The following is a 15,209-nucleotide window of genomic DNA, read 5'->3' on the forward strand; positions in this document are numbered from 1 at the left end:
ATTCCTCACCATCCGCAATCTGCAAGCAGCCAACTTAACCTGTCACAGCACCCGGTTTACATAGCGAGTTCTAACTCGATGCATGAAACGCTACCGACGACCTCAGATCTTAAGCGCAGCAGCGATTGTATCCTCCATTTTTTCTGGCGTGGTGAAGGGCGCAAAACGCTTGATTGGCTTGCCATCGCGCCCTATCAGGAATTTCGTGAAGTTCCACTTGATTCGTCCGCCGAGAACGCCGGGTAATTCGCCTTTCAGATAACGGAATATCGGATGCGCGGCGCTGCCGTTAACGTCTACTTTTTCGAACATCGGGAAGCTTACGCCGTAATTAATGTGACAGGTCTGCGCGATATCATCGGCATTGCCGGGTTCCTGTTTACCGAACTGGTTACAGGGAAAACCCAGCACAACGAAACCCTGATCGGCATACTTCTTATAAAGTGTTTCAAGGCCTGCATATTGTGGGGTGAAGCCACAATGGCTGGCGGTATTCACAACCAGTACCAGTTGACCGAGGTAGTCGGACATTGCAATGTTCTGACCCTGCAGACTGGTGGCAGTGAGTTGGTGAAAGGCGGGCATCTTGATATCCTCAGTGCAGAAGCGGTGTGACATAGACCTTGCTAATTAGTATGGCGCAAGTATGCGTGAATCATTTTTACAGAGTCTACAAACATCGTCCACCGTTCACCCTTTCAGGGCTCGTGGTTACTTCATCCAGCCCAAACAGCCACAGGCATTCGCTCCCCATCTTAAATTCCGCTATCATCTCCACCCACTTCCATGCCAGGCCGCGTCATGTCTAGCCTTATCGACACGTTTATTGCTCCACCATGCCATGACGATGTAGAGATTCTCTATCAGGATGAACATCTGCTTCTGATCAACAAACCCTCCGGTCTGCTCAGTCTCTCAGGCAAAAACCCGCAAAATAGAGATTCGGTGCATTACCGTCTGGTGCAGCAGTTTCCGGGTTGTACGCTGGTCCATCGTCTCGATTTCGGCACTTCCGGATTAATGCTCGTGGCACGCAACAAAGCTATCAATGCGGCGCTGTGTCAGCAGTTCAGCCAGCGTACGGTGAGCAAGGTTTACACAGCGCTGCTTTGCGGGCATCTGCAAGATGATGAAGGCGTGATTGATGCGGCTATTGCCAAAGATCCCGCGCTGTTTCCTCTGATGTCGATCAACGCCTGCGAGGGCAAGCCCGCACGTTCTCGATATCGGGTGCTTGAGCGTATTTATCACACGCCGGGAGAGGGCGCGGCGCTAGCCGTGACCCGCGTCGAGCTTATCCCGGAGACCGGGCGTACTCATCAGTTACGTATTCATTGCCAGCATTTGGGGTATCCCATTTTAGGCTGCGATCTTTATGGCGGACAGCTTCTGCCGGGCACGGAAACGGTGTCCCGATTAATGCTCCATGCGAGTGAATTGCACTTTATTCACCCCGTTAGCCAGAAGCCAACCCATGCCTGCAACCCCAGCGCATTCTAGGCCGGGCAGAAAGGATGTATAAATTCAACATTTGTTTATTTTTATAAAAGCGTTTAATTTTTAAATCGCGATGCTATGATGTGCCCATACATCAGCTATGGGCATTGCATAATGACGCTTCAACGATTCCCCTCCAGCAAGCCGTTTCCGTTCTCGGATATGGTGAAAGCCAACGGTTTTCTCTTCCTTTCGGGCCAGGTCTCCATGACGCAAAACGGTGAGCCTTTACCGGGTTCGGTCACCGAACAAACCCTGCGTATTATGGATTCCATTGAACAGACGCTGGCACTCGCGGGGGCGACGTTAAACGATATTGCGCGCGTACAGGTGTGGCTCAGCGAGATGGCGCATTTTGCCGAATTTAATGCCGCATATCGCAGCCATTTCCCGGACGGATTCCCTGCGCGTTCTGTTGTGACCAGCCGCCTTGCATTTGGGCTGGATGTTGAAATTGAAGTACAGGCGATTGAACCATGTCTAACCTCCTGAATATTCTGATGGCGTCAATGGATGCCATGCGCACCACGCTTGCGGCGAATACGGAAGCCGTCTTACACGATCTGACACAGCCTGATTGCTCTGTTATCAGCATCGTTAATGGTCATGTGAGTGGCCGAGAGCCGGGCGATCCTTTGCTCTCCGGGCCCAATGATGATGTGGGCTTTCTGGGGCTGCTGGAGCCGGCACAGCGTGTGCCTTCCCGCGTGTTCAATAATTACAAAACCACCACCTCCTCAGGCAAAGTGCTGAACAGCGCTTCGACGATTTACTACAGCGAGGATGGCGTTCCGTTGGTCGCTTTTTGCATTAACGTGGATCTGGATGTTGTGAATAGCCTGAAGCGCACGCTGGATTCGTTGTTGCCGACAGTGGCAGAGCAGGAAGCAGAGGATATGACCGACAAAATTCCCGCGCAGTCCTTTGATGAAGTCATTGCCAGGTTTCGCCAGACGGGGTCAGAAAACAAAATTCAGTTTCGCAAACGCGTGGTCGCGGAATTGCAAAAAATGGGCTTCTTTAAGGTTAAAGGCAGCGTGGGGCATATCGCGCATGCGCTGGGCGTTTCGCGTTACACCATCTATAACTATCTGGAAAAAAATGATGAAAAACAATAATACACACAACATCCCATTTTATCAGGTTGATGCATTTACCGCCGAACCCTTCGGCGGTAACCCGGCGGGCGTGTGTCCGCTGAAGGAATGGTTGAGCGACGACACGCTACAGGCCATTGCCCGTGAAAATAACCTGTCGGAGACGGCATTCTTTGTGCCGACGGACGATGGCTATCACCTGCGCTGGTGTACGCCTGCGGTAGAAGTGGATCTTTGCGGTCATGCGACGCTCGCTGCGTCCTGGGTGCTGTTTAATAAGCTGGGCTATTCCGGCAAAACGATTCGCTTCCAGACACGCAGCGGCGAGCTTAGCGTCTCCCGACACGGTGATGAATATTGTATGGATTTCCCGGCGCAAAAGGCAGAAGCCATTGCTATCCCGGCAGGATTACTGGAAGCGCTCGGTATTACCCACGGCGTCGTTGGCGTCTGGAAAGCGGCTGATTTAATCGTGCTGGTCGATGACAAAACGATGATTGACGGCCTGTCGCCAGACTTTAACGCGCTCAATCTATTTGACACGCGCGGCGTGATCGTCACCGCCGCCGACGATGAGTTTGATTTTGTCTCGCGCTGGTTTGGCCCGCAGGTTGGCGTCAATGAAGACCCGGTGACAGGCTCTGCGCATACTTTCCTCGCGCCGTTCTGGGCGGAGCGTCTGGGCAAAAATACGTTATCTGCCCAGCAGGGCGGTGCGCGTAAAGGCACGCTGCGCTGTGTTGTTCGTGAGGATGACCGCGTTGAACTGTACGGCGCGGCACGCATGATGATTGAAGGAACCTTCAGCCTGTGATGAAGCAGAAAGAGCCTCGCTATGTGGTTGCGCTTGGCACGGCCATCATTGTGCTTTTGTACGTTGCCTATGTCTGGGGAAGTTTGAGCCAGTTCTGATCTCGGGTGGCGCATGACGTCGCCACTCTCTTTTAAGAGTTTCTTTCATGTCGGATACGAAACACCTCTCCTTCACGGATACGCTCGCGTTAGGCGGGATGACCCTTGCGTTATTTTTGGGGGCCGGGAATATTATTTTCCCGCCACTGGTGGGTATGCAGGCGGGCGCGAACGCCGTCACCGCGGGCGCCGGTTTTATTATTACTGCCGTGCTGTTTCCTGCATTGGCCATTATTTCTCTGGCGATCAATAAAGGGGATATTAACGAATTGACGCGCCCATTGGGGCGGGCCGTGAGTATTGCTTTTATCAGTGTTTGTTTCCTGACGCTCGGTGTTTTATTTGGTACACCGCGTACGGCCACCATTAGCTATGAAGCGATTACCAACGGTGCGCAGAGTACGTTGACGCAAAAAACGGTATTCTCTTTTACGTTCTTCGCCCTGGCAGGCGCGGTGCTGGCAAAATCGGGCAAGCTGCTGGAAATTGTCGGCTTCTTCCTCTCGCCGGTGAAAATTGGCGCACTGATTTTCATTGGCGTCACGGCCTGGATTTACCCTACCGGCGCACTGACCTCTGCGGTTGACGCGTTTGATACGCATCCGTTTGGTACCGGGTTCATCAATGGCTATCAGACGCTGGATGTCATTAGCGCGTTATGCTTTGGGGCGATTATTACCCACACGCTTTATCAGCGGGGCATCGTTCATGCCAAAGGTATTCTGCGTTATTCCAGCCGCGCAGCGCTGATTGCCGCCGCCGGGCTGGTGCTTATTTACGTCTGCTATATTTCTATGGGCGCGCATACGCTGGAACATTCCGCCAGTAACGGGATGCAAATTATGAGCGCCTATGTGGAGACCGTCTTTGGCGTCTATGGTCGCGCGTTGTTGGCGACAATTATTACGCTGGCGTGTCTGGTGACGGCGATTGGTTTAACAACCGGCACCGCGCGTTATTTTCATCAGGTAACCGGCATCTCTTATGGCCTGCTGGTGATGTTATCGCTGGTGCTTTCAGCGATGATTGCCATACTGGGGCTGGATTCGCTGACGATGCTGGCGGTTCCGGTGCTGAGTGCGATTTATCCGGCGGCGCTGGTGGTGGTAGCGTTGGGGATTGTCAGAAAATGGCTCGCCATTCCGACGATGTTATACCGGGGATTATTCTTTATCGCGCTTAATGTGGGCGTGGTTAGCGCGTTCCTCTGATGGGCTTCACTGCCCGGTAAGCGTACCGGGCAGTTCCCGCATTATAGTCACGGGTAGGGAATTACTCATTTCCCCATTGATTTAAAAACTCCGCAATCTCATCAATTCGCGCGCTTTTAATGCCCGCTTCATCGGCCATCTCTTTCTGCGCCTCCTCGCTGATCTCTTCGTTATTCATCAGGCGGGTTAGTAGCAGTTGAAAATAGTGCGCCAGCGGGGTGCGTTCAGACTCGGCAACCGGCTCTGCGCATTCCGTCGCGTATTCATCGGCAATATCGTAATACTTCAATGGGATATCGTTGTTCATAAAAAGCCTCTGGTTAAGGTTACGCGTGTGTCTGGTCAGAATAGTATCACTCAATTGATGTACACAACACTTCGCGCAGCCACGCCATAAACGTGGTGACGCGCACAGGGGTATAGTGGCGAGTAGGGCGGATGAGCGAAAGGGGGAGTGCAGACGGCGCATGATCCTGCATTATCGGCACCAGCGTGCCTGCATGCAGGGCATCTTCGACGATAAACCACGGTAGCATAGCAATTCCCATTCCCTGGATTGCCGCTTCCCGCAGCACGTCGCCGTTATCGGTGACGAGCGGGGTATTCATCTCAGGCAGTTCTTTGCCTTCGGTAATTCCCCACTCATCTCGCGCGGAGAGCAACGAGTAGCGCAGACAGTTGTGCCCGGCAAGGTCAGCCGGTGAGGCCGGGACGCCTTTTCGCGCAAGGTAAGCCGGCGAGGCGCAAAACAGCCGCGGAAGGTCTGCCAGGTGCGCGCAAACTAGCGACGAATCATTCAATGCACTGATGCGTAATGCCAAATCCAGGCCTTCTCCCACCAGATCCGACAGTCGGTCTTCCAGCTGTAACTGCACGGTAATTTGCGGATATTTCGCCATAAACACCGGCATCAGCGGCGCCAGCTTTTTCACCCCGAAGGTTAACGGCGCCGATAGACGAATTACGCCGCTCAGCGTCTCCTGAAAGCAGTTAAGCCGCTCTTCCGCTTGCTCCAGCGATTCAAGGATCCCTTTCACATCCTTGTAAAACTGCTCCCCGGCGGTGGTGAGTTCCAGGTGTCGCGTGGTGCGGTTGAGCAGACGCACGCCCAGGTTCTGTTCCAGCGAAGAGACGCGGCGGCTGATGGAGGCGCTGCTGGTTTCAAGCTGTACGGCGGCGTTATAAAAACTGCCCGTTTCGATTACGGCGACAAAGCTGCGCAGGGCGATGAGATCGTATTCTTTCATTTTTCGTAACGGTGAATTGTGTGTAGCCCCATTTATCGTGGGGGGAATGGTGATTACTCTGTCCGCATTATATGAACACCGGAGAGAAACAATGACAACCCAATACCGCGTAAAAAAAGGCGAATCCCTGCATTATCTGCCAGCAAGTGATTATCACCCGGCCGATACGTACTTCCATTTTTCTTTTGCCAATTATTACGATCCTGACAACATGAATTATGGCGTATTGCGTGTGGTGAATGATGACAATGTGAAACCGCACAACGGTTTTGGTCGCCACCCGCATCAAAATATGGAAATTGTCAGCTATGTGATTGATGGTCAACTGACCCACTGGGACAGCGCAACGCAAACGGAAGAGACGCTGGGGCGCGGGCATGTGCAGGCGATTACCGCCGGAAATGGCGTTTGGCACTCAGAGTTGAACAAGCATGATGAGTGGTGCCGCTTCCTGCAAATCTGGATCCTGCCGCCAAAACAGGGGCTGGAGGTGCGTTACAACCAGCGTAAATATCAGGCGGAAGAGCGTGAAAATAAGCTCCTGCATATTGTGGGTAGCCTGAAAAATGACGATGCGCCGCTGATGCTCAATCAGGATGTGAACATGTACGTCAGCGAACTGACCAACCCGACGGCGGAAGTTGAGTATCAACTGCAGGCCGGACGCCAGGCCTATATCAATAACTTTGAAGGTGAAGTGAACGTAAAAGGTATCGCGACATTAGGTCTTAAAGATACGCTGGAAATTACCGGGCCGGCGACCCTGAAATTCAGTACCGCTAAAGAACAGAGTCATTTTATTATTATCGAAATGCCTCAGTCTCACGCCTGATTTTTAACGCATGACGCTGTCGATTTTTCCGGACACTTGCTAAAGTAACCTGCTGATCGCAAAGGAAGGAACGCGCTGTGGCCGGAAGAATCGATTACCAGATTGAAAAGTACAGCTTTACCGAAGCGGGCGAGTCGCCGAGGCTCGCTCAACAGTGGGCGGAAGTGATTGAAGAGTGCCGTCAGTCCGGCGCGGGCGCGCAGGAGCGTTTACGCATTGCGCTGCTGAACGTTGACTACGTCACCAGCTTCGAATTGCCCTTTCGTCTGCTGTTAATCCGCGCGCCACAGCTGATCGCCGCCGTGCGTGACGAACTTCAGCTTAGTCAGAAAAATGTCCTCTTTAACGGCAAACGTTTCGGCTGTGTTTACAGCCTGAAAGCCAACATCGACACCATTCCCGATGAATACCAATACCGCTTATCCAACCGTATCCGGCGAATGGATGGCTCGCTATCAACCGCCTCGCCGTACCAGGACATTGCCAAACAGATTAAACAGCCGCGCGAGCGTTTAAAGCTGGCGCTGGAGAATGATTTGCAGGTTACCGCGCTGGATGGGCTTTTTTGGTTTGGCATTCAACGTATCGCGGCGGATGTGCAGAAGCTGCGGAGAACGGGGATGAAAATCAGCACCGCAGAGGGGGATGTGTTTGATAACCTGACCGGCACCACACGGCGAGTGCCGTATTATCAGCAGGTTAAAAGCGGCGCGTAGTACGCCGCTTTTTGCCCGATGGCGCTACGCTTATCGGGCCTACAATTGGTGATGAGTTGTAGGTTGGATAAGCGCAGCGCCATCCAACAATTACGTTTCGCTCACCGGCGTTCTGTCACCCTCATACAACGGCACTTTGCGATAACGACGCACCAGATACCACAGATACGCGCCACCCAGCGCTGCCCATACCAGCCCCAGCGTCAGCGAGGTCGATTCGAGGTTAACCCACAGCACGCCCACCGTCAGCGCGCCAACCAGCGGCATCAGCAAATAGTGAAAGTGATCCTTCCAGCTTTTATTCATCCCTTTACGCCGCCAGAAGTGATTAAACACCGACAAATTGACGAAGGTAAACGCCACCAACGCGCCGAAGTTAATCAGTGCCGTGGCGGTGACTAAATCGAAGAACAGCGCCGACAACGCGACAATTCCGACCATAATGACGTTCAGTGCCGGAGTCCGCCATTTCGGGTGCACATAACCAAACACGCGTTCCGGAAACACATTGTCGCGCCCCATCACATACAGCAGACGCGACACGCTGGCATGTGACGCCAGGCCAGACGCTAACGTGTTCACAAACGTCGTGCAAAGGAAAATCGACTGAAACAACTTGCCGCCAACGTACAGTGCGATCTCCGGCAGTGCGGCATCCGGGTCTTTAAAGCGGCTGATATCCGGGAAGAACAGCTGCATAAAGAACGACGCGGCGATAAAGATAACGCCGCCGTACACCGCCGTCAGGAAGATGGCTTTTGGAATGACACGCGCGGCGTCCGGCGTCTCTTCCGAAAGCGTGGTCACCGCATCAAAACCGAGGAACGAGAAGCAGACAATCGTCGCCCCGGTAATAATCGGGATCAGATGCGCGTTCTCGCTGATAAACGGCTGAAGTGACCAGACGGTGCCAACGCCTTCTCCTTTATGCAGCCCCTGAACCACCAGGAAGATAAACACCAACATGATGGATATCTGCACCAGCACAAACAGGGTATTGAAGTTAGCCACCAGATTGACGCTCTTCAGGTTCGCGGCAGTTAAAATAGCGACGAAGGTTACCACCCACACCCACGGCGGCACTTCCGGGAAGAGGGCGGAGAGATAGATTTTCGCCAACAAAACGTTGATCATCGGCAAAAAGAGATAATCCAGCAGCGATGACCAGCCGACCATAAATCCGACGTGTGGGTTAATCGACTTTTGCGCGTAGGTATAGGCCGAACCGGCCTCCGGAAACTGGCGAACCAGTTTGCCGTAGCTGATCGCGGTAAACAGCACGCCCGCCAGCGCCAGCAAATAGGATGCCGGAACGTGGCCGTCGCTGATGCCGGAAACGATGCCAAAGGTATCGAACACGGTCATCGGCGTGAGATAGGCCAGGCCCATCATCACCACCTGCCACAGCTTCAGCGACTTACGCAGTTTGGTTTTGCCGGGTTGTGCGGCGATATCCAGTGAGGAATTAAAGGCCATGTTGCGTGCCTCCGCTGCGTAATCGGGTTTGCGGTCGCGTCGACCTGAAATCAAACCTGTTTAGCAGGGGAAGCAAGGGGGGCGGAGTACACTCGGTCGTGGGGAGGGCGCAAACGCAGCCTCCCTCGCCATGCGGGTATTTCATCATCGGCATCATCTCATTTCCTCGTCACAGTCTGTATCGTTAACGGAAGCCCGTTGCCGCCTGCGTTCCATAACGCGACATACGGGAAATGTCTGGATTACCAGCAAATGTCAGGCCAGGCTCCGCTCAGGCCGGTGATACATACCCCGCAAGGGGCCACTACGCGTTTTTCAACATCCACTCAATTTCGGTTTCTGTGATAAGTCTTTCAAACTGCAGCAGTTCATCGTTTTTACAGGCGTGGTACACATGGCAGAAACGCTCGCCCAAATAGTGGCGCAGGTCGTCGTTTTGCATAAATTCCCACAGCGCATCGCTCTGGCGAATCGGGAAGGGTAATCCTTCCTGTTCCAGCCCGTTGCCTTCCACTTCTTCCTGCAACGGCAACTCGTTATCAAGGCCGTGCAGAATACCGGCAAAAATCGCCGCCATTACCAGATACGGGTTGGCATCGGCTCCTGCCACGCGGTATTCCACGCGGTGGTTATGACGATCGCCGCATGGAATCCGCAGAGCGACGGTGCGGTTGTTATGGCCCCACGACGCCTGCGTCGGCACATACATCCCCGGCTGGAAGCGGCGATACGAGTTCACGTTCGGCGCCAGCAGCGCCATTGACGACGGCATCAGGTCAATCATTCCGGCAAGCATCTTTTTCAGCAGCGGCGAATCTTCGCCGTCCGCGTCAGAAAGCACGTTCTCACCACGGTTATTTTGCATGCTGATATGGATGTGCATCCCGCTGCCCGCGTGTTCTTCATACGGCTTCGCCATAAAAGTGGCGTGCATCTTATGCTTTTCCGCCATCAGACGCACCAGGCGTTTAAGGGCTAATGCATCATCGCAGGCATCCAGCACGTTATCAGTGTGGTACAGGTTGATCTCAAACTGGCCCGGCGAGGCTTCGGCGACCGCGCCATCTGCCGGAATCAGCTGTAACTGTGCCAGTTCATCAATATCATTGAGCACGTCGGCGAAATGGTTGAGGTTATCAACGGAGTAAACCTGGCTTTGCGTATTGCGGTCATCGGTGCCGGGGGCGCAGGGCGGTTGTAGGTAGCCTTCGGCGTCACGTTTGCGATCCAGTAAATAGAACTCCAGCTCTACCGCTACGACCGGGAACAAGCCGCGCTGGCGTAGCTGCTGCCACAGGCGGTTGAGAACGTTCCGCGGCTCAACGTCAAAGGGAGCGCCATCTTCATCGACCATGGTCAGAAGCATCTGACCGATATATTCCGGGTCGGCGGCGGAAGGGGTTAAGGAACCGAGTACCGGCACGCAGGTACGATCCGGTTCGCCCATATCCTGACCCAGGCCCGCTTCTTCTACGACGTTACCCAGAATATCCATCGCAAAAACGGAGGCCGGGAAGTAACACCCTTTCTCCAGCTTCTTCAGGCTGGAGACCGGGACGCGTTTTCCGCGGAAGCAGCCATTCAGGTCGGTAAGCAGTACATCAACATATTGCGTATTCGGGTAGCGCTCCAGGTAGCGTTTCACTTCCTGCGTAAAGGCGCTACCCCGCCTCTCTTCTGACTGCTGAACAAAGTTCTCTACTTCAACGATATTGGTTTCCATGATTCTTCGCCTTTGGTTTTGTTTTCCGCTCGCTATGAAAGCGTAAAATATAATGACCACTATTCGAATTTGTATGCAAACTAAATGTTTGTCAAATGTTAAATTAAGTTTGCAAAACAGAAAATCCACTGCTAGATTGAAAAAATATTGAACAGAAAGGTCATTTTAACCGCAATAATGGCGATAATTTAGTCCACTTTGTGAGATCGATCATGGAAAATATAATGTACAAGCCGGTTATCGGTATCGTGATGTGCAGGAACAGGCTTAAGGGTCATGAGACCCAGACCCTGCAAGAAAAGTACCTGAATGCCATTATTCACGCGGGCGGTTTGCCGATTGCGCTGCCACATGCGCTGGCGGAGCCTGAGTTACTCGCAGAACTTCTGCCGAAACTCGATGGCATTTATCTGCCAGGAAGCCCCAGCAATGTGCAGCCGCACCTATATGGTGAAAACGGCGATGAGCCTGACGCCGATCCCGGGCGTGATCTTCTGAGCATGGCGTTAATTAATGCCGCACTCGAAAGGCGCATCCCCATTTTCGCCATCTGCCGTGGGTTACAGGAACTGGTGGTGGCCACCGGCGGGGCACTGCATCGCAAGCTGTGCGAGCAGCCAGAACTGCTGGAACATCGTGAAGATCCTGAATTGCCGGTTGAACAGCAGTATGCGCCATCGCACGAAGTGCAGGTTGAAGAGGGCGGATTATTGTCCGCATTGTTACCTGACTGTAGCAACTTTTGGGTAAACTCCCTGCACGGGCAAGGGGCGAAAGTTGTGAGCCCGCGATTGCGCGTCGAAGCCCGTTCACCGGATGGGCTGGTGGAGGCGGTGAGCGTTAATAATCACCCCTTCGCGCTGGGCGTGCAGTGGCATCCGGAATGGAACAGTAGCGAGTATGCGCTTTCGCGTATATTGTTTGAGGGCTTTATCACCGCTTGTCAGAACCATATCGCTGAAAAACAGCGACTCTGACCCCTACAGTTAAGGAAATGCAATTATGAGTGATGACGGACTGGCACCGGGTAAACGCTTGTCGGAAATCCGCCAGCAGCAGGGACTTTCACAACGTCGTGCCGCCGAACTCTCCGGGCTGACTCACAGTGCTATCAGTACGATAGAGCAAGATAAAGTCAGCCCAGCTATCAGTACGCTGCAAAAGCTGCTGAAGGTGTATGGTCTGTCACTCTCGGAATTCTTTTCCGAGCCGGAAAAACCTGATGAACCGCAGGTCGTCATTAATCAGGACGACTTAATTGAAATGGGCAGTCAGGGTGTGTCAATGAAACTGGTGCATAACGGTAACCCGAATCGCACGCTGGCGATGATCTTTGAAACGTACCAGCCGGGCACAACCACTGGGGAAAGAATTAAGCATCAGGGTGAGGAAATAGGCACTGTACTGGAAGGTGAAATTGTTCTGACCATCAATGGCCAGGATTATCACCTCGTTGCGGGGCAAAGTTATGCCATTAATACCGGCATCCCGCACAGTTTCAGTAATACGTCGGCAGGTATTTGCCGAATTATCAGCGCCCATACGCCCACCACGTTTTAATCTTTTGGTTTTTGTAGGCCGGGTAAGCGAAGCGCCACCCGGCTTGCTATAAAGGCAATCCATAAAGAATGTCGCCGGAAATAAACGGGCTTATCGCCCGGGGATCTCTGCGCCCTGACGTTCACAAATTGCATATATCTGATAGACGTGAAACAGGAGTCATAATGAATTTTCATCATCTGGCTTACTGGCAGGATAAAGCGTTAAGTCTCGCCATTGAAACCCGCTTATTTATTAACGGTGAATATTCTGCTGCGGCGGAAAATGAAACCTTTGAAACGGTTGATCCGGTCACCCAGGCACCGCTGGCGGATATTGCGCGCGGTAAGAGCGCCGATATTGATCGTGCGGTGAGTGCGGCGCGTAGCGTATTTGAACGCGGCGACTGGTCGCAGGCTGCCCCGGCAAAACGTAAAGCGGTGCTGAATAAACTCGCTGATTTAATGGAAGCCCACGCCGAAGAGCTGGCGCTGCTGGAAACGCTCGACACCGGCAAACCAATTCGTCACAGCCTGCGTGATGATATTCCCGGCGCGGCGCGCGCCATTCGCTGGTACGCCGAAGCCATCGACAAAGTGTATGGCGAAGTGGCGACCACCAGTAGCCATGAGCTGGCGATGATCGTGCGTGAACCGGTGGGCGTGATTGCCGCCATCGTCCCATGGAACTTCCCGCTGCTGCTGACCTGCTGGAAACTTGGCCCGGCGCTGGCGTCAGGGAACAGCGTTGTCCTGAAGCCGTCGGAAAAATCACCGCTTAGCGCGATTCGTCTCGCCGGGCTGGCGAAAGAGGCCGGTCTGCCGGATGGTGTGCTCAACGTGGTGACCGGTTTTGGTCATGAAGCGGGCCAGGCGCTGTCGCGTCATGATGATATCGACGTTATCGCCTTTACCGGCTCGACCCGTACCGGCAAACAGCTGCTGAAAGATGCGGGCGACAGCAACATGAAACGCGTCTGGCTGGAAGCGGGCGGCAAAAGCGCCAACATCGTTTTCGCTGACTGCCCGGATTTGCAAAAAGCCGCGAGCGCGACAGCCGCAGGTATCTTCTACAACCAGGGCCAGGTGTGCATCGCCGGAACGCGTTTGTTGCTGGAAGAGAGCATCGCCGATGAGTTCTTAGCCCTGTTAAAACAGCAGGCGCAAAACTGGCAGCCGGGGCATCCGCTTGATCCCGCGACCACCATGGGCACCTTAATCGACTGCGCCCACGCTGACTCGGTGCATAGCTTTATTCGGCAAGGCGAAGGTAAAGGGCAACTGCTACTGGATGGTCGTAATGCCGAACTGGCTGCGGCCATCGGCCCGACCATCTTTGTGGATGTCGACCCGAATGCGTCCTTAAGCCGCGAAGAGATTTTCGGCCCGGTGCTGGTGGTCACGCGTTTCACATCAGAAGAGCAGGCGCTACAGCTTGCCAACGACAGCCAGTACGGCCTGGGCGCGGCGGTGTGGACGCGCGATCTCTCCCGCGCGCACCGCATGAGCAGCCGCCTGAAAGCCGGTTCCGTCTTCGTCAATAACTACAACGACGGTGATATGACCGTGCCGTTTGGCGGCTATAAGCAGAGCGGCAACGGTCGCGATAAATCCCTGCATGCCCTTGAAAAATTCACCGAACTGAAAACCATCTGGATAAGCCTGGAGGCCTGAAATGACCGAACATACCAGCAGTTATTACGCCGCCAATGCGAATAAATATGCCCCCTTCGACACGCTGAATGAGTCAATCACCTGCGACGTTTGCGTGGTCGGCGGCGGCTATACCGGGCTTTCCTCCGCGCTGCATCTGGCGGAAGCGGGCTTTGACGTGGTGGTTCTTGAAGCCTCACGCATCGGCTTCGGCGCAAGCGGACGCAACGGCGGGCAGCTTGTGAACTCCTACAGCCGCGACATCGACGTTATCGAAAAAAGCTACGGCATGGATACCGCCCGTATGCTCGGCAGCATGATGTTCGAGGGTGGCGAGATCATCCGCGAACGTATCAAACGTTATCAGATTGACTGCGACTATCGCCCCGGCGGCCTGTTTGTGGCGATGAATGATAAACAACTCGCCACACTCGAAGAGCAGAAAGAGAACTGGGAACGCTACGGCAATAAACAGCTGGAGCTGCTGGACGCCAACGCTATTCGCCGCGAGGTCGCCAGCGATCGCTACACGGGTGCGCTGCTGGATCACAGCGGTGGGCATATTCATCCGCTAAACCTCGCCATTGGTGAAGCCGACGCCATCCGTCTGAACGGTGGACGCGTGTATGAGCTTTCTGCGGTGACGCATATCCAGCATACCACGCCCGCCGTTGTGCGCACTGCCCAAGGGCAGGTGACGGCGAAGTATGTGATTGTCGCAGGCAACGCGTATCTGGGCGATAAAGTGGAGCCGGAACTGGCGAAACGCAGCATGCCGTGCGGCACGCAGGTGATCACCACCGAGCGGCTGTCGGAAGATTTAGCCCGTTCGCTGATCCCGAAAAACTACTGTGTGGAAGACTGTAACTATCTTCTTGATTACTACCGCCTGACTGCCGATAACCGCCTGCTGTACGGCGGCGGCGTGGTGTACGGCGCGCGTGACCCCGATGACGTTGAGCGTCTTGTGGTGCCGAAACTGCTGAAAACCTTCCCGCAGTTGAAGGGCGTGAAAATTGATTACCGCTGGACGGGCAACTTCCTGCTGACCCTGTCACGGATGCCGCAGTTTGGTCGCCTTGATACCAACATCTATTACATGCAGGGTTACAGCGGCCACGGCGTCACCTGTACCCATCTTGCCGGGCGTTTGATTGCTGAACTGCTGCGCGGTGACGCCGAACGCTTCGACGCCTTCGCCAATCTGCCGCATTACCCGTTCCCTGGCGGGCGCACGCTGCGCGTGCCGTTTACGGCAATGGGTGCAGCGTACTACAGCCTGCGCGATCGTCTTGGCGTTTAATTTC

General features: G+C 54.1%; 17 protein-coding genes. 11 read left to right on the forward strand and 6 right to left on the reverse strand.

The window, feature by feature from the left end; translation table 11 throughout:
- Window positions 1-102 precede the first annotated feature (102 nt).
- Entirely contained in the window at window positions 103-585 is a 483-nt protein-coding gene (locus F0Q32_RS01195; protein ID WP_149461609.1) for a glutathione peroxidase, read from the reverse strand.
- 216 nt (window positions 586-801) lie between these two features.
- Between F0Q32_RS01195 and F0Q32_RS01200 the strand changes: the two genes are divergently transcribed.
- From F0Q32_RS01200 to brnQ, 5 genes are all read left to right on the forward strand, one after another.
- Window positions 802-1,500, forward strand: a complete 699-nt coding sequence (locus F0Q32_RS01200; protein WP_149461610.1) for an RluA family pseudouridine synthase — start codon at window positions 802-804, stop codon at window positions 1,498-1,500.
- 111 nt (window positions 1,501-1,611) lie between these two features.
- Window positions 1,612-1,989: a RidA family protein gene (locus F0Q32_RS01205; RefSeq protein WP_255475124.1), complete on the forward strand. Its 378-nt coding sequence runs from the start codon at window positions 1,612-1,614 to the stop codon at window positions 1,987-1,989.
- Window positions 1,974-2,615, forward strand: coding sequence for a transcriptional regulator (locus F0Q32_RS01210; RefSeq protein ID WP_149461612.1), 642 nt, complete (start codon window positions 1,974-1,976; stop codon window positions 2,613-2,615). The genes F0Q32_RS01205 and F0Q32_RS01210 overlap by 16 nt, the downstream gene beginning before the upstream one ends.
- The gene (locus F0Q32_RS01215; RefSeq protein WP_149461673.1) at window positions 2,602-3,408 is read left to right on the forward strand and encodes a PhzF family phenazine biosynthesis protein; all 807 of its coding nucleotides are present in this window, start codon (window positions 2,602-2,604) and stop codon (window positions 3,406-3,408) included. The genes F0Q32_RS01210 and F0Q32_RS01215 overlap by 14 nt, the downstream gene beginning before the upstream one ends.
- 145 nt (window positions 3,409-3,553) lie before the next feature.
- Window positions 3,554-4,717 (forward strand): branched-chain amino acid transport system II carrier protein, encoded by a 1,164-nt coding sequence (gene brnQ, locus F0Q32_RS01220; protein WP_149461613.1) that lies wholly within the window; start codon window positions 3,554-3,556, stop codon window positions 4,715-4,717.
- 61 nt (window positions 4,718-4,778) lie between these two features.
- Here the strand turns inward: brnQ and F0Q32_RS01225 are convergent, their stop codons facing one another.
- Both F0Q32_RS01225 and F0Q32_RS01230 read right to left on the reverse strand, forming a co-directional pair.
- Window positions 4,779-5,024 carry a YmjA family protein gene (locus F0Q32_RS01225; protein WP_149461614.1) on the reverse strand — a complete coding sequence of 82 codons (246 nt, stop codon included), beginning with the start codon at window positions 5,022-5,024 and terminating at the stop codon, window positions 4,779-4,781.
- 46 nt (window positions 5,025-5,070) lie between these two features.
- On the reverse strand, window positions 5,071-5,964 hold the full coding sequence (locus tag F0Q32_RS01230; protein ID WP_149461615.1) for a LysR family transcriptional regulator: 894 nt from the start codon (window positions 5,962-5,964) through the stop codon (window positions 5,071-5,073).
- Between the two features lie 91 nt (window positions 5,965-6,055).
- Between F0Q32_RS01230 and F0Q32_RS01235 the strand changes: the two genes are divergently transcribed.
- Window positions 6,056-6,796 carry a pirin-like bicupin family protein gene (locus F0Q32_RS01235; RefSeq protein ID WP_149461616.1) on the forward strand — a complete coding sequence of 247 codons (741 nt, stop codon included), beginning with the start codon at window positions 6,056-6,058 and terminating at the stop codon, window positions 6,794-6,796.
- A gap of 77 nt (window positions 6,797-6,873) precedes the next feature.
- Window positions 6,874-7,512 carry a DNA-binding protein gene (locus F0Q32_RS01240; RefSeq protein ID WP_149461617.1) on the forward strand — a complete coding sequence of 213 codons (639 nt, stop codon included), beginning with the start codon at window positions 6,874-6,876 and terminating at the stop codon, window positions 7,510-7,512.
- Between the two features lie 90 nt (window positions 7,513-7,602).
- Here F0Q32_RS01240 and puuP read toward each other — a convergent pair whose 3' ends face one another.
- The 3 genes from puuP to puuA all read right to left on the reverse strand — a co-directional run bounded on the left by puuP (window position 7,603) and on the right by puuA (window position 10,711).
- Window positions 7,603-8,988, reverse strand: coding sequence for a putrescine/proton symporter PuuP (puuP, locus tag F0Q32_RS01245; protein WP_149461618.1), 1,386 nt, complete (start codon window positions 8,986-8,988; stop codon window positions 7,603-7,605).
- Window positions 8,978-9,142: a hypothetical protein gene (locus tag F0Q32_RS01250; RefSeq protein WP_149461674.1), complete on the reverse strand. Its 165-nt coding sequence runs from the start codon at window positions 9,140-9,142 to the stop codon at window positions 8,978-8,980. The genes puuP and F0Q32_RS01250 overlap by 11 nt, the downstream gene beginning before the upstream one ends.
- Window positions 9,143-9,292: 150 nt before the next feature.
- The gene (gene puuA, locus F0Q32_RS01255; RefSeq protein ID WP_149461619.1) at window positions 9,293-10,711 is read right to left on the reverse strand and encodes a glutamate-putrescine ligase; all 1,419 of its coding nucleotides are present in this window, start codon (window positions 10,709-10,711) and stop codon (window positions 9,293-9,295) included.
- 212 nt (window positions 10,712-10,923) lie between these two features.
- Here puuA and puuD point away from each other — a divergent pair, with 212 nt between their 5' ends.
- The 4 genes from puuD (at window position 10,924) to puuB (ending at window position 15,205) form a co-directional block, all read left to right on the forward strand.
- Window positions 10,924-11,688 carry a gamma-glutamyl-gamma-aminobutyrate hydrolase gene (puuD, locus tag F0Q32_RS01260; protein WP_088542051.1) on the forward strand — a complete coding sequence of 255 codons (765 nt, stop codon included), beginning with the start codon at window positions 10,924-10,926 and terminating at the stop codon, window positions 11,686-11,688.
- 25 nt (window positions 11,689-11,713) lie between these two features.
- Entirely contained in the window at window positions 11,714-12,271 is a 558-nt protein-coding gene (puuR, locus tag F0Q32_RS01265; protein ID WP_015964977.1) for an HTH-type transcriptional regulator PuuR, read from the forward strand.
- A 164-nt stretch (window positions 12,272-12,435) separates the two neighbouring features.
- A complete protein-coding gene (gene puuC, locus F0Q32_RS01270) occupies window positions 12,436-13,923 on the forward strand; it encodes an aldehyde dehydrogenase PuuC (protein ID WP_149461620.1) in 1,488 nt (495 codons plus the stop codon).
- Window position 13,924: 1 nt separating this feature from the next.
- Complete coding sequence (gene puuB / locus F0Q32_RS01275) at window positions 13,925-15,205, forward strand: gamma-glutamylputrescine oxidase (RefSeq protein WP_149461621.1); 1,281 nt, start codon at window positions 13,925-13,927, stop codon at window positions 15,203-15,205.
- Window positions 15,206-15,209 lie beyond the last annotated feature (4 nt).

It is taken from the genome of Pseudocitrobacter sp. 73, assembly GCF_008369545.1.
Classification (GTDB): Bacteria; Pseudomonadota; Gammaproteobacteria; order Enterobacterales; family Enterobacteriaceae; genus Pseudocitrobacter; species Pseudocitrobacter vendiensis.